Origin of the sequence: Pseudomonas sp. RC3H12, from assembly GCF_018596375.1 — a bacterium.
Classification (GTDB): domain Bacteria; phylum Pseudomonadota; class Gammaproteobacteria; order Pseudomonadales; family Pseudomonadaceae; genus Aquipseudomonas.
This window is the reverse complement of record NZ_CP075595.1, coordinates 711,500-734,453: the sequence shown is the minus strand read 5'-3', so window position 1 is coordinate 734,453 and position 22,954 is coordinate 711,500. Positions and strand designations below refer to the sequence as shown.

The 22,954-nt window shown below is 56.5% G+C and carries 18 protein-coding genes; all 18 read right to left on the bottom strand.

Annotated features, from left to right (window positions below; translation table 11 throughout):
* Positions 1–14: 14 nt before the first annotated feature.
* Complete coding sequence (locus KHO27_RS03370; RefSeq protein WP_214501193.1) at positions 15–3,026, bottom strand: glycoside hydrolase family 99-like domain-containing protein; 3,012 nt, start codon at positions 3,024–3,026, stop codon at positions 15–17.
* Positions 3,027–3,039: 13 nt separating this feature from the next.
* Entirely contained in the window at positions 3,040–4,392 is a 1,353-nt protein-coding gene (locus KHO27_RS03365) for an ABC transporter ATP-binding protein (protein WP_214501192.1), read from the bottom strand.
* The gene (locus KHO27_RS03360) at positions 4,382–5,203 is read right to left on the bottom strand and encodes an ABC transporter permease (RefSeq protein WP_214501191.1); all 822 of its coding nucleotides are present in this window, start codon (positions 5,201–5,203) and stop codon (positions 4,382–4,384) included. The genes KHO27_RS03365 and KHO27_RS03360 overlap by 11 nt, the downstream gene beginning before the upstream one ends.
* Before the next feature lie 240 nt (positions 5,204–5,443).
* Positions 5,444–5,989, bottom strand: a complete 546-nt coding sequence (gene rfbC, locus KHO27_RS03355) for a dTDP-4-dehydrorhamnose 3,5-epimerase (RefSeq protein ID WP_214501190.1) — start codon at positions 5,987–5,989, stop codon at positions 5,444–5,446.
* A complete protein-coding gene (gene rfbA / locus KHO27_RS03350) occupies positions 5,989–6,873 on the bottom strand; it encodes a glucose-1-phosphate thymidylyltransferase RfbA (RefSeq protein WP_214501959.1) in 885 nt (294 codons plus the stop codon). The genes rfbC and rfbA overlap by 1 nt, the downstream gene beginning before the upstream one ends.
* Positions 6,873–7,772: a dTDP-4-dehydrorhamnose reductase gene (rfbD, locus tag KHO27_RS03345; RefSeq protein WP_214501189.1), complete on the bottom strand. Its 900-nt coding sequence runs from the start codon at positions 7,770–7,772 to the stop codon at positions 6,873–6,875. Before rfbD ends, rfbA begins: the two co-directional genes overlap by 1 nt.
* Positions 7,769–8,839 (bottom strand): dTDP-glucose 4,6-dehydratase, encoded by a 1,071-nt coding sequence (gene rfbB / locus KHO27_RS03340; RefSeq protein WP_214501188.1) that lies wholly within the window; start codon positions 8,837–8,839, stop codon positions 7,769–7,771. Before rfbB ends, rfbD begins: the two co-directional genes overlap by 4 nt.
* 4 nt (positions 8,840–8,843) lie before the next feature.
* On the bottom strand, positions 8,844–9,743 hold the full coding sequence (locus KHO27_RS03335; protein ID WP_214501187.1) for a glycosyltransferase family 2 protein: 900 nt from the start codon (positions 9,741–9,743) through the stop codon (positions 8,844–8,846).
* Between the two features lie 564 nt (positions 9,744–10,307).
* Entirely contained in the window at positions 10,308–12,293 is a 1,986-nt protein-coding gene (locus KHO27_RS03330) for a polysaccharide biosynthesis protein (RefSeq protein ID WP_214501186.1), read from the bottom strand.
* Positions 12,294–12,387: 94 nt separating this feature from the next.
* Positions 12,388–13,398, bottom strand: coding sequence for an MraY family glycosyltransferase (locus tag KHO27_RS03325; protein ID WP_214501185.1), 1,011 nt, complete (start codon positions 13,396–13,398; stop codon positions 12,388–12,390).
* Positions 13,395–14,357, bottom strand: coding sequence for a UDP-glucose 4-epimerase family protein (locus KHO27_RS03320; RefSeq protein ID WP_214501184.1), 963 nt, complete (start codon positions 14,355–14,357; stop codon positions 13,395–13,397). The genes KHO27_RS03325 and KHO27_RS03320 overlap by 4 nt, the downstream gene beginning before the upstream one ends.
* Positions 14,357–15,610, bottom strand: a complete 1,254-nt coding sequence (locus tag KHO27_RS03315; protein WP_214501183.1) for a glycosyltransferase family 4 protein — start codon at positions 15,608–15,610, stop codon at positions 14,357–14,359. Before KHO27_RS03315 ends, KHO27_RS03320 begins: the two co-directional genes overlap by 1 nt.
* Before the next feature lie 16 nt (positions 15,611–15,626).
* Positions 15,627–16,757, bottom strand: a complete 1,131-nt coding sequence (gene wecB, locus KHO27_RS03310; RefSeq protein WP_214501182.1) for a non-hydrolyzing UDP-N-acetylglucosamine 2-epimerase — start codon at positions 16,755–16,757, stop codon at positions 15,627–15,629.
* Between the two features lie 27 nt (positions 16,758–16,784).
* Complete coding sequence (gene wbjC, locus KHO27_RS03305; protein WP_214501181.1) at positions 16,785–17,903, bottom strand: UDP-2-acetamido-2,6-beta-L-arabino-hexul-4-ose reductase; 1,119 nt, start codon at positions 17,901–17,903, stop codon at positions 16,785–16,787.
* A gap of 3 nt (positions 17,904–17,906) precedes the next feature.
* Entirely contained in the window at positions 17,907–18,944 is a 1,038-nt protein-coding gene (locus tag KHO27_RS03300; protein WP_046856614.1) for a polysaccharide biosynthesis protein, read from the bottom strand.
* Entirely contained in the window at positions 18,941–20,152 is a 1,212-nt protein-coding gene (locus KHO27_RS03295; protein WP_214501180.1) for a glycosyltransferase family 4 protein, read from the bottom strand. The genes KHO27_RS03300 and KHO27_RS03295 overlap by 4 nt, the downstream gene beginning before the upstream one ends.
* A complete protein-coding gene (locus KHO27_RS03290; protein WP_214501179.1) occupies positions 20,145–21,350 on the bottom strand; it encodes an EpsG family protein in 1,206 nt (401 codons plus the stop codon). The genes KHO27_RS03295 and KHO27_RS03290 overlap by 8 nt, the downstream gene beginning before the upstream one ends.
* A complete protein-coding gene (locus KHO27_RS03285; RefSeq protein WP_214501178.1) occupies positions 21,350–22,810 on the bottom strand; it encodes a flippase in 1,461 nt (486 codons plus the stop codon). Before KHO27_RS03285 ends, KHO27_RS03290 begins: the two co-directional genes overlap by 1 nt.
* Positions 22,811–22,954: the final 144 nt, after the last annotated feature.

The following is a 22,954-nucleotide window of genomic DNA, read 5'->3' as shown; positions in this document are numbered from 1 at the left end:
CCCCCCTTCTCGGCCTAGCAGCTGGAAACGTTGTATCCGGTCTTCTCGACCAGCAGTCCAACCAAGCGCTCGATCGCATGTGGCAACGTGCCGTCGGACAAGCCCCGCTCGATGTCGAAGTACGCCGGCAGAATCGCCTCGAGCCCCTCAAGCGCCTCAGGGCGCAGCCAGAACATGGAACCGGCAGGGAATCTGCCTCGGACGAACTCGAGCCCCAGCAAACGACTCGCATGGGCGATATCGTCGTGGTTGTACTTCATGTTCCAATCGGTGTGTTCTATCAGATACTTACTCGGTGCGAGCAGGCCCAACGCAGGGTCCGTCTTGAAGCGCCCCACGGCCTCGAGCACCTTGTCAGTGCTGCCAGCCAGCGCGGAAACGAGTTCGTTGCGAATCTCGTTGCCATCGGATCGGTAGGAGCTTTTCTTACCGTGCAGTTTACAGATCGCCTCGTACCCCAGGCTGCGGATGCTCGATAGCACCTTGATGAACGGAAGCACATCCCGCCCCCGGTTCTCCACCAGCAAAACAGCGGCATCAGGGTAACTCTCACGCACGCGCAAGGCCGCTTCCCGGCTGGTCACGGTGAAGTAGAAATCGCAGCCCACGCGCTGCAGGTTCTGCAGGTAGGGCTCAAGCTCGTCGAACACATCCACATAATGCACGTGGATGATCGCGGCGATGGCATTCTTCTTCCCAGTCTCCGGCGCGACAACAATGGTCGAGGCCTGATCATAGTCAGACAACACATCGTAGGTCGCCTGCAGGTAGCCATAGCCATACTTGCGGTCGGGTTCCAGGTGAGTGCCCTCGGCCCACTCGTTCCAGGCATTGACGAACACCAGCTTCTCATCCGACGCGTACTTCGGATTGCTGTGAGCGTTATTGCAGATAAACGACAACCATTGTTTGTAGCGCAGCAGGCTGAAACCATGGAAAGTATGGCTGTTGTTCTGTTTCCTCGCCGTGTTGTCCCAGGACAGCATCGCCGTCCTGAACAGCTTGTAATCCGGCTCCGCCGCCCTGACTACGTTGCCGACTACCTGTTCGTAACTGAAAATGTTGCCTGCGTAGTTGGCATTGGTCACCTGCAATTGCTCGTTGATGAGGTGACTCAGCGTGGTATGAGGCGGGAACTCGAGCGCGGCGTCGAAGCCAAACTCCTCCGGATCCTTGATGCCAAAGGTCTGCGCGCAAATCAAATACAGGCCAGGGAAGCCGTGCTTGACCACTTCCTCGCGCCACAGCACTGCGGTTTCAGCCATCTCCGGAATGATGCTGGCTCGGTAGATGATAAGCACCGGCTTGCCATCGATCTTGATGTAGCGACTGTCATTGAAGTACTTGATCAGATGCTGGATGAAAGCAAGCGAGTCTTCGGCACTGTGATCCTGAGCAATCAGTACATCGTGCTCCTGCCCGTCCCAGCGTCGCGTCCAGTTCTCGTTCGCCCATGTCAGGCAGAATGGCATGTCGACATTGGGGTTGTTGAGCATCATCTCCAATGGCGTATCCATGAGGATCTTGCCGGCGAACCAGTAGAAGTAGTAGTTGAAGCCGTGGATGCCATACTCTTTCGCGAGCCTGGCTTGCTCTTCCATAACCTTCGGCACACGCAGGTCGTAGTACCCCGAGTGGATCGGCAGGTGAGGCTGGTAATGCCCCACGTAGTTTGGCGTGGCCTTGGTGACGTTGGACCACTCGGTGAATCCTTTGCCCCACCACTGATCATTCTCGGCAAACGGATGGAACTGCGGCAGATAGAACGCAATGAGTTTGACGTCAGGGTGGATAGAAGGATTTTGCTTGTACTCGACAAACCCTTCACTGATCGTTTCGAACTGAATAACCGGAATATTCGAACGATCGATGGTCGAATCCTTGCCTCGACCGCTTAACGTCCTGGCGATCCCCATTACTCGGCGGGCAACGCCGCTGATCCCCTCGCGGCGATAAAGACCGATGCCATTGCTCAACGTGCCACGAATCCCGCCACGAGCCCGTAGGGCATTTCTCACGCGCGCCAGCAGATGCCTCGCTCGTACGACGTTCTTTCTTACGGGTGCCACATATTTCCCAGCCCAGCGAAGCGGCTTGGTAACACGCCAGCTGGTGGACTGGCGCATCTCTGCCAGAACCTGGTTTTCCCGAAGCAGACTTTCTTCTCGTTCATCGAGCGAGCGGATCAGATCAGCGATTTCACCATCGCTTTTTACGACATCGCTCTTGATCCGCGCAAGTTCACTTTCAAGATCGAGAATGACTTCACGGGTACGTTCCAGTTCGACCTCGTACTTGGCGGCAGCCGCTTGGTACTCGACGGCTGCGGCCTCATGCTCGGCGACGCAGGCGCCCAGCTCCTTGATGAGCGTGAAGTCCTCGGTGAAACCTCGGGATTTGAGGTCCAGCAGAGGATTGTCACAGGTGGCATTGGAATAGTTGGAATAACCGTAAAGGATTCGCTGTTTGTAGGAGGAGCTGTGCGAGGCATCCTTGACAAACACGGCAACGAAATCGTTCCAGGCGCTGGCTGGGTCGCTGTCGATAGTCCCTTCCGCTTTTCCAGCGACAAAGGACTCGAGCAGCGCTGGCTGGTAACCATTTTTCTCTGCCCAGGCTACCAGGGCTGCCCCTGCATCGGGGTAGAAGCGCCAGCAGTCTACGGGATAGCGGTGAATGTAGCCGTTGCTCGGTGCGTTGAGGTACAGCACGCCGTCCGGCTTCAGGATCCGCATGAGCTCCAGGTAGAGCAACCAGAAAAACTGCGAATGCTCAAATACCGAACTGCAGACGATCACATCGACCGAAGTGTCTTCGAACGGCAGCTTGTACGGGTCGTCGAGGATCACATCGACACCGTCGCCCGCTACAAAATCGACACCAATGTACTCTACCCCCTCAGGGCAGACATCCCGAAGCGAGCCGTTGACATTCTGCGCACCGATATCAACAACCTTCTTGCCATGCACGTTGGAAAGATAACTTTTAAAAAAAAGAGAGCCAAGTTTTTTAGCGGATGGATGCATATTCTACCTTTATTCAGGCCACACTAAGGCTTATATTTGTCAGAGGTATTCCGATAATACCTGTGGAAACCGGATCATGGTGAGAGCGTATCACCAGCCCTTCGTGAAACCAATGCAGCTGCCTATGCTCATGCTGGGTACCGTTGGCAACCGCTACTTGTATGATGTAATCGCCCTTGGCCAACCAAGGCATGAAAAACTCGAACTGGGCAGTCAGCCGGGCTCCAGCACGAGCAGCACAGGGCCTGTTCTGGTAGCTGAAGAATGTATTGTCACCGAACAACGTTTGCCCGAGACGGTCCTTGACAAAGAAACCCACGATGGGTCGGTCAAGATCGACAGCGGTATCCACCTCGATCTTCAGGGCAACTTTCTCGCCCCCGACAAGCCAGCTCAAACTGCCCCCCTGCGAGTCTGTCAGGCTAACATCGACAATTCTCGCATCGCTGCCGCCAAACGCGCCCTCTTCATTGGGTTCGAACCTGAATACTTCGATGTCATTCCTGAGATTGCTGGCATTCACGAACGCAGCGCGCTGGTCTACCCAGTTCAACTCCGGCTCGCCTACTCGCGCGATTTTCTCGACCCGCGGGCCTGGAGCATCATCGCTGCTCGACACCTGATCGGACAGGTTGCTGAAAAGGTCGTTGAGGTAGTACTCACACACGGTCTTGGAGTCGCCCGTGCGGCGCTGCACGCCCCGATCGAGCCACACCACCCGATCACAAAGGTTGATGATCGACGCGGTATCATGGCTCACAAAGATCAATGACTTCTCTTCACGAAACTTCCGAATGAATCGCATGCACTTTTGAGTGAAGAATGCATCGCCGACAGAAAGAGCCTCGTCAATTACCAGGATGTCCGCATCTACGTGGGCGACCACTGCGAAAGCGAGGCGAACGTACATACCGCTCGAGTAAGTCTTGACTGGCTGCTCGAGAAAACTGCCGATGTCCGCAAACGCCGCGATATCCTCGAAGCGCGAATCGATCTGCTCTTTCGACAGTCCGTACAGAGAAGCCGCCATATAGACGTTTTCGCGCCCAGTGAACTCCGGATTGAAACCAGCGCCCAGCTCCAGCAGCGCGGCAACCCGACCATTGACCTCGAGTTCGCCACGAGTCGGATTCAAAGTGCCGCAGATCATCTGCAACAAGGTGGATTTGCCGGACCCATTGCGCCCGATGATCCCTATCGTTTCACCCTTTTTGAGCGTGAACTCGACATCCTTGAGAGCCCAGAACTCCTGAAAGAAACTTCGGCGGCCACGGCACATCATCTGCAGCAAACGTTGATGAGGTTTTTCGTAGATGTGGTAGCACTTGCTCAGGCCACTTACCCTGATCGCAATATCAGACGACATCGGCGAACCCCTTTCTAGTTTTCTGGAACCAGGCAAAGCCCAACCAGGCGAATGCAAGGCTTGCCAGAAGAGAGACAAGCCAGTACCCGACTTCCGGCACCGTTCCCCAGACGAGCACGTCGCGGGTCTGTTCGATGAAGTGTGTCAACGGGTTCAGGTTGATCAAGTAACGATAGCGCTCGGGTATCGCGGCAATCGGGTAGAAGATCGGTGACAGGAACATGAGGGCGGTGATCAGGATACCCACAATCTGCCCCACATCACGAAGAAACACGCCAAGCGAAGCGAGGAACCAGGCCAGACCAAGCACGAAGAAAATCAAAGGTAGCAGCACAAGTGGGAAGAGCAGGCTGGTGGCATGAGGCAGGCCGAACGAGACGATGTAGAAAACGAGCCAGACGACCAGACTGATCACCAGATGAAAGAAGGCCCCTGCCAGCGTGACGACAGGAAGCACTTCCAATGGGAAAACGACCTTCTTCACATAGTTGGCATTGCTCACAACCAGGGAGGGAGCCCGGCTGATGCATTCCGAGAAAAAGCCGAAAACGATCATCCCGGTGAACAGAATCAAGGCAAACTCCGTCTGCGACCCGCTTCCGCTGGTTCCCCAGCGCGCCTTGAACACGATACTGAAAACGAATGTATAAACAGCCAGCATGAAAATCGGGTTGAACAGCGACCAGAGCATGCCCAGATAAGACCCTCTGTATCTCCCGATGACTTCGCGCTTGGCCAGTGCGTAGACAAGGCCCTTGTTACGCCAGATATCGCCAAGCATTGCCATTGGCGACGCAGAGAATCGTTGCATCAGTCATCCACCTTCGCAGCACCCGCCGCCCTGTCATTTTCATTCGCTAAGCCGAGTGTGAACGTTCGAGCAGCTTTGCAATCGCAGCAGACCTTCATAGAGCAAACCACACCCTTGATTCCTCAGTCGGAAGTAGAGATGGCTGAGCGCGCCTCCCCGAACCAGGCGTCTTCAGACGACCTACGTCGCGCATGGTACGTGGGAGGAGCACACAACCTTGACGCACAGAGAGATGCACGATCACTCGAACAAATCGGCTTTCGCCAACGTCAAGCCGCGGACGTCCTTTTCAGAAAGGATGGGTTCACCCTGCAACGGCCAGTCGATGGCAACCTGCGTTTCACTCCAGAGCAGGCAGCGTTCATGCTCCGGTGAATAGTAATCGGTAGTCTTGTACAAAAACTCCGCACTCTGCGAAAGGACATAGAAACCGTGAGCGAAGCCCTCTGGCACCCACAGTTGTCGTTTGTTCTCGGAGGACAGTATGGCTCCGACCCACTGACCAAACGTGGGCGATGAACGCCTCAGATCGACAGCGACGTCGAACACCTCGCCCTGCACGACGCGCACCAGCTTCCCCTGAGCATGCTCGATCTGATAATGCAAGCCGCGCAACACGCCTTTGGCAGAGCGGGAATGGTTATCCTGGACGAACTGTACCTTCCGACCTATCTGCTCTTCAAACGCTCGGTGATTGAAACTCTCGAAGAAGAAACCTCGTTGATCACCGAACACCTTCGGTTCGAAGAGCACGACATCGGGTATCGCTAAGCGTGTTCCATTCATCAATAAATCTTCTCTAGTAGAATTCGCTGAAGGTACTGACCATAGCCAACTTTTGCCAAAGGCGCGGCCAACCGCTCAAGCTGCTCAGCCGTGATCCAGCCCTGGCGATAGGCAATCTCCTCAGGGCACGCAACCTTCAAGCCCTGGCGATGCTCGATGGTCGCGATGAACTGACTGGCCTCCAGCAACGAATCATGGGTTCCTGTATCGAGCCAGGCATAGCCCCGCCCCATGATCTCTACGGAAAGAGCGCCTCTGTTCAGGTAGGCGCGATTCAAATCGGTGATTTCCAGTTCGCCTCGCGGGGACGGCCGAATGCTTTTGGCAACGGCGACGGCGTCTTGATCGTAGAAATACAATCCAGTCACCGCATAATTGGACTTGGGCTGCTCAGGCTTTTCCTCAAGGCTTTCTGCCTTGCCGTCCTTACTGAAACTGACAACCCCATATCGCTCTGGATCATTGACATGGTAAGCAAACACCGAGGCCCCGGCTTCACGACTGGCAGCATTGCGCAGCAGGTCCTGGAAGTGGTGCCCATAAAAGATGTTGTCACCCAGAACCAGCGCGGACAAATCGTTGCCAATAAACGACTCACCAATCAGAAAGGCCTGGGCTAGGCCATCCGGCGAGGCCTGAACCGCATACGAGATGTTCAGCCCCCACTGCTCGCCAGTACCCAGCAGTTGCTCGAAGCGCGGTGTGTCCTGGGGCGTCGAGATGATAAGGATGTCACGGATATCCGCCAGCATCAGAGTGCTCAGCGGATAGAAAATCATCGGCTTATCGTAGACCGGCAGCAACTGCTTGGAGATCGCAAGCGTCGCAGGATGCAGACGCGTGCCCGAACCGCCCGCGAGAATGATTCCTTTACGTTTTTTCATCATTTTTTCTCAATGATTTCCGTGAGCATCCGAGCCACCCCGACTTGCCATTCCGGCATTTTCAGCGCAAAAGCCTTTTGCAGTTTTTCTATACTCAGGCGCGAGTTGCCAGGCCGTTGTGCCGCGGTCGGATACTCATCCGTCCCCACCGCCTTGATGGCGGCGGCAGTCGCCTTGAGAGGGACGCCGGCAGCCACCGCCTGGTCAAGCACGTAGCGCGCATAGCGACACCAGGTCGTCTCACCTGCAGCGGCCACGTGGTAAAGGCCGCTCAACTCCGGTTGCCGGTGCACGGCGACAATAGCCAGCGCTGCGACATCAGCCAGCAGTTCGGCACTGGTAGGCGCACCGAACTGGTCATCGATCACGCTGAGCGCCTCACGCTCCTGGGCCAGGCGCAGCATCGTCTTGGCGAAGTTGTTACCGCGTGCGGCATAGACCCAACTGGTTCGCAGGATAAGGTGCATGCAACCGGATTCGCGAATCGCCTCTTCGCCCGCGAGCTTGGTCTTGCCATAGACGTTCAACGGGTCAACGGCATCGGTCTCGCGCCACGGAGTGGCTCCATGCCCTGGATAGACATAATCGGTGGAGTAATGAACCAGAAGCTTGTCGGCCCCGGCCGCCCATCTGGCCATCACCGCCACCGCTTCGGCATTGACGCGCAAGGCTTTGTCCGCCTCCGACTCTGCCTTGTCCACCGCCGTATAGGCGGCGGCATTGACGATGACATCGGGGGCATAGCGCTGCAATGTTTCGGCAAGCCCCTCGAGATCGCTCAGGTCACCACAGTAATCGGTGCTGCGGGAGTCCAATGCGAGCAGTTCGCCCAATGGTGCCAGACTGCGCTGCAACTCCCAGCCCACCTGACCATTCTTGCCCAGCAGAAGAATCTTCATGCCTCGCGCTCGCCATAGTTCTGCTGCACCCAGTCACGGTAGCTGCCGGACTGCACATTGCTAACCCACTGCTGATTGCTCAGATACCACTCAACCGTCTTGCGAATACCGGTTTCGAAGGTTTCGGCAGGCTTCCAGCCAAGCTCTCTCTCGAGCTTGCGCGCATCAATGGCATAACGACGATCATGTCCCGGACGGTCCGTGACATAGGTAATCTGATCTTTGTACGGCTTGCCGTCCGCACGGGGGCTCAGCTCATCAAGCAACTCACAAACGCGATGCACGATGTCCAGGTTGGTCTTTTCGTTCCAGCCACCGACATTGTAGACCTCACCCACCTGACCGGCCTCCAGCACACGGCGAATAGCGCTGCAGTGATCTTTCACGTACAGCCAATCACGCACCTGCAAGCCGTCACCATAGACCGGCAAGTTCTTGCCGGCCAGGGCGTTGACAATCATCAGCGGGATGAGTTTTTCCGGGAAGTGATAAGGCCCGTAATTGTTCGAGCAATTGGTCGTCAATACCGGCAGGCCGTAGGTATGATGGTAGGCACGCACAAGATGATCACTGGCAGCCTTGCTCGCTGAGTAAGGGCTGTTTGGCTGATATTGATGAGTTTCACTGAAGGCGGATTCATCCTTGCTCAGAGAACCATAGACCTCATCGGTGGAAACATGCAGGAAACGAAACGCTTGCTGTTCATCCGCTTCAAGCGATCGCCAGTACGCGCGAACGGCCTCGAGCAGTCGAAACGTGCCGACAATATTGGTCTGAATAAATTCTTCAGGCCCGTGAATCGAACGATCAACGTGCGACTCGGCAGCGAAGTTGAGGATCGCCCGCGGACGGTGCTTCTGCAATAACGCAGCGATGGTCTCTGTATCCGCGATGTCTACATTGGCAAACACATGCTGCGCGCTGCCATTCAGACTTGAAAGATTCTCCAAGTTACCGGCATAAGTCAACTTGTCAACATTGACCACCAACTCACTCGACGCAACAACCCAGTCAAGCACAAAGTTAGAACCAATAAAACCGGCACCGCCAGTCACCAGAATAGTCATAGTGTCAGATCTTTTTCAGTATAGTGGCAAACAGCAATCCGAGATTGCCGAGAACGGTTTGTCGATATAGACCGGCCCTGAACATACTCAGAACCCGGCGCGGCAGGCTTTCCAGGCGCGCGGCCTTGAACAGCAGCAACGTTTTCTGGTGCTCGTTATTCAAACGATGCTTCATGCCCTCCAGAGCAACAATATTCAGAGTGTTCCACTCGTGGAAGCGTCCGTGCAACAACATTACCAGACGCCGCAAGCGGGCACGCCAATCGACGTTGCTGCCGATGACATTGTCGCCATGCTGCCGATAAAGCACCCTTGGCTCCGGATCATAGCGAATGACGCCTCCGACACCGGAAACAAGTTGATAGCACCACCAATCGTGCGCTGGAACAGCCAGACCCGCGCCAGCTTCAACTATCAAGGCGCGCGCCGCCTGGTTGAATACCATGGTATTGCCGCCTGCAATACTCTGCACCAGTGCATTCCGGAAATGAGGTGGGTGGGGAAACATCGGGGACAACCCCCGCCCCTGGCCATCCTGATCAATGAGCTGAGTGCGGCCACAGTACAGTGCAGGTATATCGGAGGGGATACTGCTCAGCCATTCAACTGAAACAGCCAACTTATCGTCATTCCACACATCATCCTGATCAGACCAAGCAAAAAAATCAGCTTGAATATCCGACCGACATGTCAATGAAAGAAAGTTTTGAACAAAGCCAATGCCAGGCCCTGCCATCAGTTTGACCCTACTGCGCCCCCATAGGTCGGCAAAACGCTCGAGTAACGCGTGAGTCTGATCGGTAGAACCATCATCAGACACATGTAACGACCAATTTCCATGACGCTGCCGCGCGATGGAATCAAGCTGCTGAGAGAGGAAAGCTGCACCATTGTAAGTACACATGAGGATAGCAACGTGCGCGACTCCAGGGACGCTTTGCTGTTGCGAAGGCGCTCCGAAATCCGACCTTTCAACATCATGAGGCTGGGAATGCACGGTTACGGACCCTCGTCATCAGATTGACTCTCCACATCCGCGTTTATGTTCTTGGGCGGATTCAAAAAAACCAGGCACATCAGAGGCTAGCACACCCTGCCGCAAATCAGAAGGCTTTGCCCTGGCGGCTACAGCTGCGACTTTTCTGCAATACGAAATGGCGCTGCGGGGGCAAATGGCATAGAAGAACATTTGATGAGTATCAAACGATTGGCAATAAAAAACTACGCCCTCAGACAACCAGAGAGCAGCACAGATATATCAAAGTTACGCCCCGAAAGAACCCTGAGGCTTCGGCAACCACCGACGTGAAACCAAACTATCACAGGACGGGCGCTACGCCATACCATAGCATCGCGCCACTAGCGGCTGACCGCTACGAGACAGTTAAGTTCAAAAATTATCAAGCTTCGACAGAAAAACTCGAAAAATATCGGCCCGGCCCACGCCGCCAGGCCGAGCACACCAGCATCAGGGCTCCTGCCGGCGCTGCTGATGAATCCAGTCAACGATTTCACCATCAGGCGCATACCCACTGACCATTTCCCGGAGCAATTGCCGTACCTGCTTGTAGTCATCCGCGGAAATGGCTTTAAGGAGACTGGCCAGACGCTCCTTGAGCCTATCCCATGCCAGGTAATCCTCCTGCGCGCTCATGATCATCGGATGCCGGGTCGATTCCACATTGTCACCGATCAGCAGCTCTTCGTAGAGCTTTTCCCCCGGACGCAGCCCACTGAACTCAATGGCGATGTCGCCATGCGGGTTATGATCCGAACGCATGCTCAGTCCTGAAAGATGAATCATCTTCTCCGCCAGCTCGACAATCCGCACAGGCTCGCCCATGTCGAGCACGAACACGTCGCCACCCTGCCCCATGGAGCCGGCCTGGATCACCAACTGCGCCGCCTCGGGAATGGTCATGAAATAACGGGTGATCTTCGGATGAGTCACCGTCAATGGCCCGCCCGCCTTGATCTGCTGATGGAACCGCGGAATCACCGACCCGGAGGAACCCAGCACGTTGCCGAAGCGCACCATGGTGAAGCGAGTCTTGTTCACCCGGGAGACATTGGCCACATCGTTGAACAGCACCGGCGCCTGCTCACGGCTCAGCGCCTGCAACACCATTTCTGCCAGGCGCTTGGTGCTGCCCATGACATTGGTCGGGCGCACGGCCTTGTCCGTGGAAATCAGCACGAAGTTGGACACACCCGCCTGCAACGCAGCTTGGGCCGAATTCAGGGTGCCCATCACATTGTTCAGCACACCTTCGGCGATGTTGTGCTCGACCAGCGGCACATGCTTGTAAGCTGCCGCGTGGTAGACCGTATCCACGCGCCAGGTGGACATGACATCCAACAACTGTGCGGGATTACGCACGGAGCCAAGGATCGGCAGGATACGGGTTGGCGACGATGAGCGCTGAGCACAAGCCTCCAGCTCGCAGAGGATGCTGTACAGGTTGAATTCACCGTGGTCGAGCAGCAGCAAGGTGCTGGGCTTGAGCGCGAGGATCTGCCGGCACAACTCCGAGCCAATCGAGCCGCCTGCACCGGTCACCAGTACCGTCTTGCCCTTCACGCAATGCTCGAGAAGATCAGCCTGGGCTGGCACGGCATCGCGCCCCAGCAGGTCGGAAATATCCACTTCCTGCAGGTCATCGACCTTGACCCGACCGCTGGCCAGGTCCATGAAGCCCGGCACGCTGCGCACATGCAGTGGGTAGCCTTCGAGCAGCCCGAGGATCTCCCGGCGACGGGTGCGGCTGATCGAGGGCACGGCCAGCAGCAACTCCTGGGCACCTGTTTCTTCGATCATGCGCTGGATCTGTCGGGCTTTGTAGACATGAAGACCGGCGATCACCCGCCCGGCGATGCTGCCGTCGTCGTCTATGAAGGCGACCGGACGCATCACCTTGCCCATCCGCAGAGCCGCCACCAACTGGTTACCCGCCGCACCCGCTCCGTAGATTGCGACCTTGAGCAGACCATCGTCACGATTGCTGAACGGTATATGCTGCGCCGCGGCAAACCAGTCGCCGAGGAAATACTGACGCATGGCCAGTCGCAGCCCGCCGATCAACACCAGGCTCAACCACCAATAGTTGAAAATGACCGAGCGCGGCACGAGGTACTGATGATTGGCGGACCAATAAACGATTAGACCAAGGATCAACGCCGACAAGGTCACCGCCTTGGCGATAACCACAAGCGCATCATTGCCGAAGTAACGCATTACCGCCCGGTACATGCCGAAGCGGATGAACAATGGAATCGAGACCAGTGGTGCGCAGGCGAATAGCCAAAGATGATCCTGGGCTAGCTCAAGGGACTCTTCAAAGCCCAGACGCACCACAAAGGCCAGCCACATGGCCATCCATACCAGCACCACATCGGCCAGTACCTGGATCATTCGCTTCTTGGCCCGCGGCAGCCCTAGCAGAAATGCCCGCATTCTTTCCCAACCCCTTTCGTACACCGTTACTGTCCCTATCTGAGCAGATCTTTCTTGATGGTGAAGGCACACACCTGCGTGCCAACCGCCGACGTTACTCGACACCGCCCGCGTTGTAGGCCACCGCCAGCGCTACCAGCGGTACATAGGCGATGAGCAACCCGACGAAACCATCGATGCCAAACAGCATGACGCAGCCCGCCACCGGCAACAACCAGCACAGCGTGAGCACTGCCACCGCCAGGGTCACCGGGAAATGGCCCCCGACACGCCGCGAAGCGAACTGATAGGCGTGGCTGCGGTGTGCTTCGTAAACCTTGTCGCCGCGAAGCAACCGACGAATCAGCGTGAATGTGGCATCGACCACGAACACACCGAGCAGAATCAACCAGCACCAGAACAGCTGTGACGATGCCCAGGCTGCCTGCAAGGACAGCAGGCCCAGGGCGATGCCGAGGAATCCACTGCCGGCATCACCCATGAAAATCTTGGCGGGCGGGAAATTCCAATATAGAAAGCCGCCCACCGCCATGATCAGAATCACGGGCAGGGCCATCAGTTGCTCGAAGCCGCTCATCCAGTACAAGACACAAGCGCCCAGGCAGACGCAGATGGCCTCGACGCTTGCGATGCCATCGATCCCATCCATGAAATTGTAGAGATTGAGCAGCCAGACCAGATAAACCGCAGCAAGCACCGCGCCCACCCAGCCGAGATCGATCTCGACACCGAACACCGTCAGCGGCGGCAAACCACCAAGCCAGAACAGCCCCCATGCCGCAGCGATGAAGTGCCCTAACAGTCGCCAACGGGCGGCGATATGCCCGTGATCATCCATGAAGCCGATGATAGCGATCAAACCTCCCGCACCCGCGATAGCAAACACCGTATGTGAGTCCAGCAATCCCGCGCCACCGAGCGCCACCAGTGCCAACAGGAAAGACAACACAATGGCCACGCCTCCACCACGAGGCGTTGGCACCACATGAGAGCTGCGGGCATTAGGGATGTCGATGATGCTTCTGGCCAGCGCATAGCGGCGCAAACCAGCGGTCATGAGCAGGGAGATCAGCAGCACCAGCGGTGCCAGCCACCATTGAGTCATTTGTTCATTTGTTCCTGGTAATGGCGGGCGGCTTTCGCCAACGCCCGGTCCACGCTCAGCGGCGGCGTCCAGCCAAGCAGTGAGCGCGTTTTTTCGATATCGACCTGCAGCGACCCGCACAAACGCTGCGAGAGCGCACGCCGGCCTAGCAAGGTAGCGCCCAATGCCAGCAGCGCGGCCGGCACTGGCAGCAATCTTGCCGGTTTGCCAAGGGCCTTTGCCATGCGTCGCATCAGGCTTGTGGTGGACAGGTCTTCGCCATCGCTTACCAGAAAGGTCTGATTGGCGGCGGCAGGATGAGTCGTGCAGATACGCACCAGGTCGACGAGGTTATCCAGAGCGACCAGGCTGCGGCGGTTGTGTACCGCACCGAATGGCAGGGGCACACCTTTGCCCAGCCAACGCATCATCGCCAGGAAGTTGGCCTTTACCCCCGGCCCGTAGACCAGCACAGGGCGGATGATCACCACCTCCAGGCCTGTGTCCCGAGCCAGCGCGCGCAGCCCCTGTTCAGCCTCCATCTTCGAAACGCCATATGGATCGGCCGGCGCAGGCTCATCATCAGCACGATACGGCCGTCCCGGCACGGTCCCTTCGCCATTGACCTTGATCGAGCTGATGAAAACGAAACGCCTTGCCCCCGCCGCTGCTGCTTGCCGGGCAAGATTTAGCGTGCCCTCGACATTGACCTTGCGGAACGCGGCCAAAGGATCGACTTCGGTGTCGTTCATCACATGCACGCGGGCGGCAGAATGGATGACAACCTCGACACCTTCCAGGACAGCCTGCCAGTCGGTCTCGCCATCGATCGCCTCGATCGTGAACGCGGCAGCCCCGAAGTCGGCAGGGATAGCGCCACGGATCGCAGCACGCACCGCATGCCCTCGCATGGCGAGATCCGCCAGAACCGCCTTGCCGACAAAACCGGTTGCCCCGGTCAACAGCACTGTTGAATTCATCAGCAATTTGTCCTTCGCAGCGAAGCGCCCCGCAACAGGGCCTCCAGACGCGACATCAGTTTTTCCTTGGCATAGCGCTGCTCGTAGTACGTCCGCCCTGCCCGCCCCATCGTCGCACGCTCTGTTTCGCTGGTCTCGGCCAGCGAACGAGTGATGGCAGCCAGGCCGTCAGCATCGCCGGAGTTGCAGGCAAAACCTGCGCCCGACTCTTCGATCACCCGTGCGGCCTCGCCATTGATCATGCCAAGCAGCGGTCGCCCAGAAGCCAGGTAGGCCTGAACCTTGCCCGGAATGGTCTTTTCGAACACGTCGTTGGTCTTGAGCGACACCAGCAGTGCATCTGCCTGGGCGAACAAACCTGGCATCGCCTCGAGTGGGTGGCGTCCGAGCAGATGCACATTGTCGAGCTTGCGCAAGGCGACCTGGGTGGTTAACCACTTGCTCATGCGGCCGTCCCCAACTATGACCCAACGTACCGCCACCTTTCCACGAAGGGCTTCGGCTGCATCGAGCACGGCTGGAAAGTCCTGGGCCTCGCCCAGGTTGCCGGCGAACACTACGGTAAACAGACCGGGCTCACGCTGGATCAGCGCTGGCTCCGAGAGCGACGCCTGTGAAAAGTCGTCCTCCGCCCAGCTCGGAAAATAGACCAGGCGCTCTTCGGCAATCGGGCGGCTGCAATATCGACGTACGTTGTCGAAGAAACCATGGGACTGCAGTAACAGGTAGTCCGTACGATTGTAGATCCACGAGACCATCCTGCCGACCAATCCCAACAGACGCGGGTGTTTGACCACGCCGACCGCGCGCAGGGTCTCTGGCCACAGATCAAGCACCCAGACGAACACCGGCGCCCGCTTCAGGCGGCCAATCACCAGCGCTGGGATCGCGGCCAGGATGGGAGAGACTGCATACACGAACACCGCATCGAAACGCTTTCCGCGTAGTTTGAACGCCCCCAGTGTGGAAGCGTTGAGCAGGAACGACAGGTAGTTCAACACCAGAGTGAAACTACGCTTGCCGCGCGCAACCAACGGCACACGAATCACTTCGGCACCCTCATAGCGAGCGAACGCCTCCGGATTTCGCCGGAAACGTTCGAATACCTCGCCTTCCGGGTAGTTTGGCAGCCCGGTCAGCACGGTGACCTCGTGTCCCTTGGCCGTCAAGTCGCGAACCAGGTCATTGATCCGCATGTTCTCGGGCCAGAAGTACTGGGACACGACCAGTACCTTGAGTGATGTTTCAGCCATGGTTGCTCAATCGTATTCAGTAGCGCTTCCAGACGACGCGGTTCACGTAGTCGGTGTAACTATGGAGGATCCGCACGACCTTGTCGGAGACGTTCGGCATGCTGTAGTCCTCGACCAGGCGCAAGCTGCGGGCTTCGCCGCGGGCCTGGCTTGCGAGGATACTCAATCCCTGCAGCACGCGCTCGGTTTCCAGCCCGACCATCATGGCGGCCGCCTCTTCCATCCCCTCTGGGCGCTCATGCGCTTCACGGATGTTCAGCGCAGGGAAGTTGAGGATCGAAGCCTCTTCGCTGATGGTCCCGCTGTCGGACAAGACAGCCTTGGCTTCGAGCTGCAGCTTGTTGTAGTCCTTGAAGCCCAACGGTTTGAGCAGGCGCACATTGGCATGGAAGGTGACTCCCATGGCGGTCACGCGCTTTTGGGTACGCGGGTGAGTGGAAACGATCACCGGCAGGTCGAACTGCTCGGCCACGGTGTTGAGCACGTCCACCAACTTAAGGAAGTTGGTATCCGAATCGACGTTTTCCTCGCGATGGGCGCTGACCACGAAGAACTTGCCAGGCTCCAGCCCGAGACGCCCGAGCACATCCGACTTGTCGATACCGTCGCGATAGTGATTGAGCACTTCGAACATCGGGCTGCCGGTCTTGATCACACGGTCGGCGGGCAGCCCTTCGCGCAGCAGATAGTCGCGCGCAATGGTGCTGTAGGTGAGGTTGATATCGGCAGTGTGGTCGACGATGCGGCGGTTGATCTCTTCCGGCACGCGCATGTCGAAACAGCGGTTGCCGGCCTCCATGTGGAAGGTCGGGATCTTGCGGCGCTTGGCTGGCAGCACGGCCATGCAGCTGTTGGTGTCACCCAGCACCAGCAGTGCCTCGGGGGCGATCTCGGCAAGTACGCGATCGACCGCAATAATGACGTTGCCGATGGTTTCAGCGCCGGTAGCCCCTGCCGCATTGAGGAAATGGTCAGGCTTGCGAATGCCGAGGTCGGTGAAGAAGATCTCGTTCAATTCATAGTCATAATTCTGGCCGGTGTGAACCAGCACATGGTCGCAGTGCTGGTCGAGCGCGGCCATGACCCGCGAAAGACGGATAATTTCTGGGCGCGTGCCCACGACGGTAACAACTTTGAGTTTCTTCATTTTTGACTTCTACCTTGAAACGCCGACTCAGGCATGGGTACCCACAGGCCGGGCATAAGTATCCGGGTGTTCACGATCGAAAATTTCATTGGCCCAGAGCATCACAACCATCTCATCATCTCCGACGTTGGTGATGTCATGGGTCCAGCCCGGAACCGTTTCGACCACTTGCGGCTGGTCGCCGTTGGTAAACAGCTCGTAGAACTCGCCCGAAACAACATGCCTGAAACGGAAGCACGCCGAGCCCTTGATCACCAGAAACTTCTCGGTCTTGCTGTGGTGATAGTGCCCGCCGCGAGTGATGCCAGGATGCGCCGTGAAGTACGAGAACTGACCGGAGTCGCGCGTCTTCAACATTTCGACGAAGACCCCGCGCGGGTCGCCGTACTTGGGCACTTCATAGCTGAATTTTTCCGGTGGTACATAACTCAGGTAGGTCGAATACAGCGCTCGGACCAGACCCGTGCCGACCGGCTCGGTGATCATCGTCTGACGACTGTCGCGAAAAGCCTGCAGCTGCTCGGCCAACTGGCCGACTTTCACCGGGTACTGTGGCTGCACCTCGACGAAAGGTCCTCCATCGACCTGGCCATCCATCAACTCGATGAATTTTCTGACGACGTCGTCGACATACACGAGGGTGATCGACGCATCCGGATCGTTGATGGTGATGGCCAGGTCACGCACGATATTGTGGCAGAAGGTCGCGACCGCCGAGTTGTAGTTCGGCTTGGCCCATTTACCGAACACATTGGGCAGGCGGAAGATCCATACCGGCACCGCAAGTTGGTCGCGCAATGCCAGCAGCTCGTCCTCGGCGTCACGTTTGCTCTTACCGTAGGGGTTATCAAAAGCGGCCTGCGTTGAAGAGGTATAAATGATCGGCACTGCCCGGCCGGTCGCCCGTACAGCTGCGCACAGCGCACGGGTCAGGTCGGTGTTGCCGACGTGGAACTCTTTCGGATCCTGCGGCCTGTTCACGCCAGCCAGATGGAAGATGAAGTCGGCCTGCGCGACCATCTCGGGCAACGCATCCAGTGCATGATCACGAGTGAACCCTATGACTTCGACATCACTGCGCTCTGCGAGGTGCACCAACAGGTTCTTACCAACAAAACCATTGCTTCCGGTGATCAGGACACGCATCGCTTACTCCTCGGGCGCAGCGTTTTCGCCACGCTGGATGGCACGCATGAAGTCGAGCTTGAGCAGCAGTTGCTGCATACCCTCCACGTCCAGGCGCTCGGTGTTGTGCGAGTTGTAGTCTTCCGTGCGAGAGATCTTGGTTTCCCCCTCCTCCACGAACTTGGCGTAGTTCAGGTCGCGCAAGTCTGGCGGAACTCGGAAGTAGTTACCCATGTCCTCGGCACAGGCCATCTCTTCGCGACTAAGCAGCGCCTCGAACAGTTTTTCACCATGACGGGTGCCGATTACCTGAATCGGGTGATCTGGCTGCCCGACCATGGCAGTCAGTGCCTGGGCCAGCGTCTCAACGGTCGCAGCCGGCGCTTTTTGTACGAACAGGTCGCCATTGTTGCCGTGTTCGAACGCATACAGGACGAGATCCACGGCATCGGCCAGGGTCATCATGAAGCGTGTCATGCTGGGATCGGTAAGGGTCAGCGGTTTGCCGGCACGGATCTGGTCAATGAACAAAGGGATGACCGAGCCACGAGAAGCCATCACGTTTCCGTAGCGCGTGCCACAGATGACCGTTTTCTTCTCATCCACATTACGGGATTTGGCGACCATGACCTTTTCCATCATGGCCTTGGAGATCCCCATGGCATTGATCGGATAGACGGCCTTGTCGGTACTCAGGCAAACCACGCGCTTCACTTCGTTCTGGATTGCCGCTTCCAACACGTTTTCGGTGCCCAGCACGTTGGTCTTCACCGCCTCAAGCGGGTGAAACTCACAGGAAGGGACTTGCTTGAGCGCCGCAGCATGGAAGATGTAGTCAACACCACGGCTGGCAGCCAGGATACTTTGATAGTCACGCACGTCGCCGATATAAAACTTCAGCTTGTCGCTGGTGTAGCGCTTGCGCATGTCATCCTGTTTTTTCTCATCACGACTGAAAATACGGATCTCACCAATATCCGTATCGAGGAAGCCCTTGAGCACGGCATTGCCAAACGACCCGGTACCACCTGTGATCAGGAGGGTTTTACCTTTGAAATTCATACTTTCTCACATGCTGATAAAATGTTGCTGGTAGCAGATTCGACTTTCATTTCCTGCTCGTAATAATGCCGGCCGTTTGACGCGCAGCGCGCCAAAAATACGCTATCTTGGCGCATTTTTTCAAGTGCCTGGCCCAGACTCGCCGGATCGCCTGCCTCTACCCACAAACCTGCCTTCATGTCATCAACCAGAATGCTGCCGAACTCGGTGTACCTGTCGATAGACGCAAGAATCGGTAACCCGACTTTCAGATAGTCAATGGATTTCGAAGGAAAACTCGGCACTGCGTGCTGACCCGACAAGGAGACAATGCCCACATCACATACAGCCACTACTTTTTCATACTCATCGCGCGGCACATAATCGACAAACAATACATTGTGCAATTGCTCGTCCTGCGCACGCGCCTTGAGCCGGGGCAGCTCGCTGCCTCGCCCGATAAAGACGAACTGATGATCCTCGCGCCCTTTCAGACTCGCGGCCAAATTCAGAATATTGTCCAACCCCTGGACCACAGACATGGCACCACCATAAACGGACACGAAGGCATGCTCTGCAATGCCGTACTGCTCCCGAATGGCTTTGCGCTGCGCAGCGGATATTTCCACTTTGGGCAACTGCTTGGTCCACAGCGGCAGCTGGCTGACCCGCCCGGCATCAACTTCATAGTTCGCCTGTAAAAATTCGGCACTGCCCTTGGTCATGCAACCGATCGCATCGAATTTTTTATACAGGCGATTCTCCCAACGCACGAAGAAGCTGAAGAGCTTGCTGCGCCCACCCGACCACAGATCACGCATATAATAAGGAAAAAAATCCCACAAAATCAGATATTTTTTAGCCTTTGGTTTAGTCCAGAAGAAATCCAGCAAACCCCAAATTACAATACAGGGTGTTGTTGCGACAATCAGGTCTGCCTCAATGATTTTCCGCTTGTAGCGCAACCTGACCAGCAGGGAAAACATAAAGATCTTCAACATTGCACAAATGAAGTTCTTTTTATAAAAAAAGCGCCAAAGCCGCTGGCGATAGACCTTCACCCCATTCAGATCGATAACCGCGTTACCACCATCGGCATACTCCCAGCTCAGCGCCAGCACAGAAACTCGCTTGCCCTCACGCGAAAAGCATTCAGCCAGCTCATTGGTCAGCCAGCCCTCACCCGCCCCACACGGGTACTTGGTCGTCAACAGCAACACCTTACTCATCCGCGCCTCGCCATAACCTTTGTAACTCCTTGTGCAACTCATCAACCCTTTCAGAACCGGTGCTACGCAACTCTATATTCCTCTGAAACAGGCTCTGATAAGGGAAGTAGACCATTGAAATATGAGTCAATACAAATTTCGCATAGAGCGCAGTGCATACGCCAAAGATGACACAACATAGCAACCCCCTATTCAAGCTTTTGGAAAAGTCGAACACTGGCCACGTGTAACCCAGCAAGAAAAATATAAAAAAAGCCTGGAATCTCGACAAAAATGTTGGATAGGCCCAGAACACTAGACTGATCGAGACTGCGGCGCAGGCCAGAGCAAAATTGAACGCTCGCGCTTGCGTGTACTCGCCTTCACGCAACTGCATACGCCTGCGGTAGCACGCCAGGTAGAACAGCGTGAGAAAAAGCGTCACGAACAGTAATTTGTAAAGAATGCTCGCGCTTGGCGTGTCAAGCCCTTGATAGATCGCATACTTCTGCAATGGCGGCCAGGTTGCCGCCAGTTGGATCAGGCCACCGAGGATGTTGATATTGGCCAAGTAGCTAGCCGCCAGAGCCCCCACCACCGGCACCGCCACCATCGGGCTCACACCGATACAGCGAATGACCAGAAACACCCCGATAGCGAAAGCGCTGGAGATATGGAACAGCATCGCCGATGCGAAAAACAGGCAGGTGAGCCACGGCTTGCGCTCGAAGAAATAGACCACCCCACAGAGGAAGAGAGACAGGGCAAGCCCTTGGCGCATCAGTGAAAATGCATTGATCAGGTACAAATCGGGCACTGTGTAATACACCGCTAACGCGAGCAGTGCCAAACCTTGAAAGAACTTTCGAATGAACAGCGCAGTAAACAATACCTGGGCGGCGCTCAAGACAAACTGGAAGGTCGTAAAATCCAGGCGCCAGTATCGAAACAGCTCCACCAACCACCTGAAACCGGGCTCGAACTCATACTTGCCGCTCAGGTTGTCACCCTGTACATAGAACTCTTCATAGGCCGGCCAATCGTAACCCGTTTGATAACGCGTGGCCGAAAAGACCATGAGCAACAGCGCAAGCCCTATGAAAAGCAACTGTTCGGCACCAGGCGCCGCCCTTCTCAACACCCACGCCCAAACCGCCGCGGCCCAGACGGCGACGAGCATCAGGGTATAGATGTCCAGAAAGCGGCTTGCCAATTCCATCAGGCTTCAGTCTTGGGCTTCAACTTGATGGACCTTGTCATCATCAGGACCAGGGCCACAGCCGATAAGACTCCGACAAAGCCAATCACCAACAGCCGCTCAGCAATCCCCCAGTCCTTCACTACGCTGTACACGCCCAGAAGGACAATGACCCCGGCAAACACCATCGTTAGACGCCCCATGAATGGCGCGTCCAACTTGGTGCAGGCAAGGTACATCATGAAAGCTGTGTCGAATACAGCTCTGACCACCCAGGCGTAAGCGGCGCCAAGCACACCAAAGTTAAGAGTAAGGCCCCACAGCACTCCGAGGAAGATCGGTATCTCGATCACCTGCAGCAGGGCAACCGCCCTGGCACTGCCCGTACCTTGCAACAACGTGAGCGGAACGTGAGCCATGCAATTTACAAGAATTGCAAAAGCGAAGATCACGAGCAACATCTGGCCCTCGCGGGCAAATTCTGCACCAACCCACAGCGCCAACAGATCGTAGGAAAGCACTGCCAAGGCCAAAGACAGGGGCGCGATGATACCAAAGATGGCCGCACTCGATAAATCAAACAGATGGCGAGTTGCCTTGCGGTCCGAACTGGAGAATCCGCCGGAAAACAATGGGAACAGAACAGCCGTCAGCGCTCCGGGAAGGATCCACAGTTTGGTGACCAGTTCATTAGGTGTGACATAAAAGGCCACTGCATTGGCTGACACCAAGCCACCAAGCACGAAGCGATCCGCATAGGTCATGATCGGCCCCACCACGCTGGCAACCGACAGCCATCCACCACTGGCACAAAGTGATTTTACGTGACGGCGATCCCACGCAAGCTGCCCATGCTCGATCGGCGCCACATGCCGACGCGCAGAATGCCAGTAGACTGCGCAGGCCAGGACCCGACCAAGCACAAGAACAACGGCAATCAAGTCCAGACGCGCTCCGAAAATCATACCCACCAGGACTGGCCCAACGAAGGTATAGACGCCCAGCGGCAATCGCACCGCATTCACTCTGCCGAACGCCTGGCGCGCTTCAAGTACCCCACGAAAACCCGACGCAAGGATGATGAACGGTATGGAGACGGACATCACTTGAAAAGCAGTAACGGTTTCCTGTGGGTCGGTCACCCCCTTCACCAAACTGACTATTTCGCCACTGATCAGGAAAATCAAAACACCCAGCACGATACTGACCGCGGCCATTAGCACATAAGCTGTGCCGATGATCGCGCCAAGTGTCGACAAACAAGCCTGGCGATCGAACATGGCAATCTGCATGGTCAGCGCGCGCCCCAAGCCCAGATCGAAGATTCCGGCATAGCTGACCACAGCCCACATCAACGCAAGCAGGCCGAACTTCTCGGCACCGAGCAAATGGATAAGGTAGGGAATGGTGAAAACCGCAACGATCATGGGCAGACCCAACCCACCAAGGTTAAGGATCGCGCCTTTAACAACTTTCGACATCGAGCTCATAAGGGTCTATCAATTGTTCATTCATTTCTGCCAATGCCCGCACAGCCCCGGCGCTGCTCTGACGAATGATCTGCAGCACAGCCACCCGATCTAGCCCAACCAGCCATGATACCGTAACAACACCCACCCGGGCGG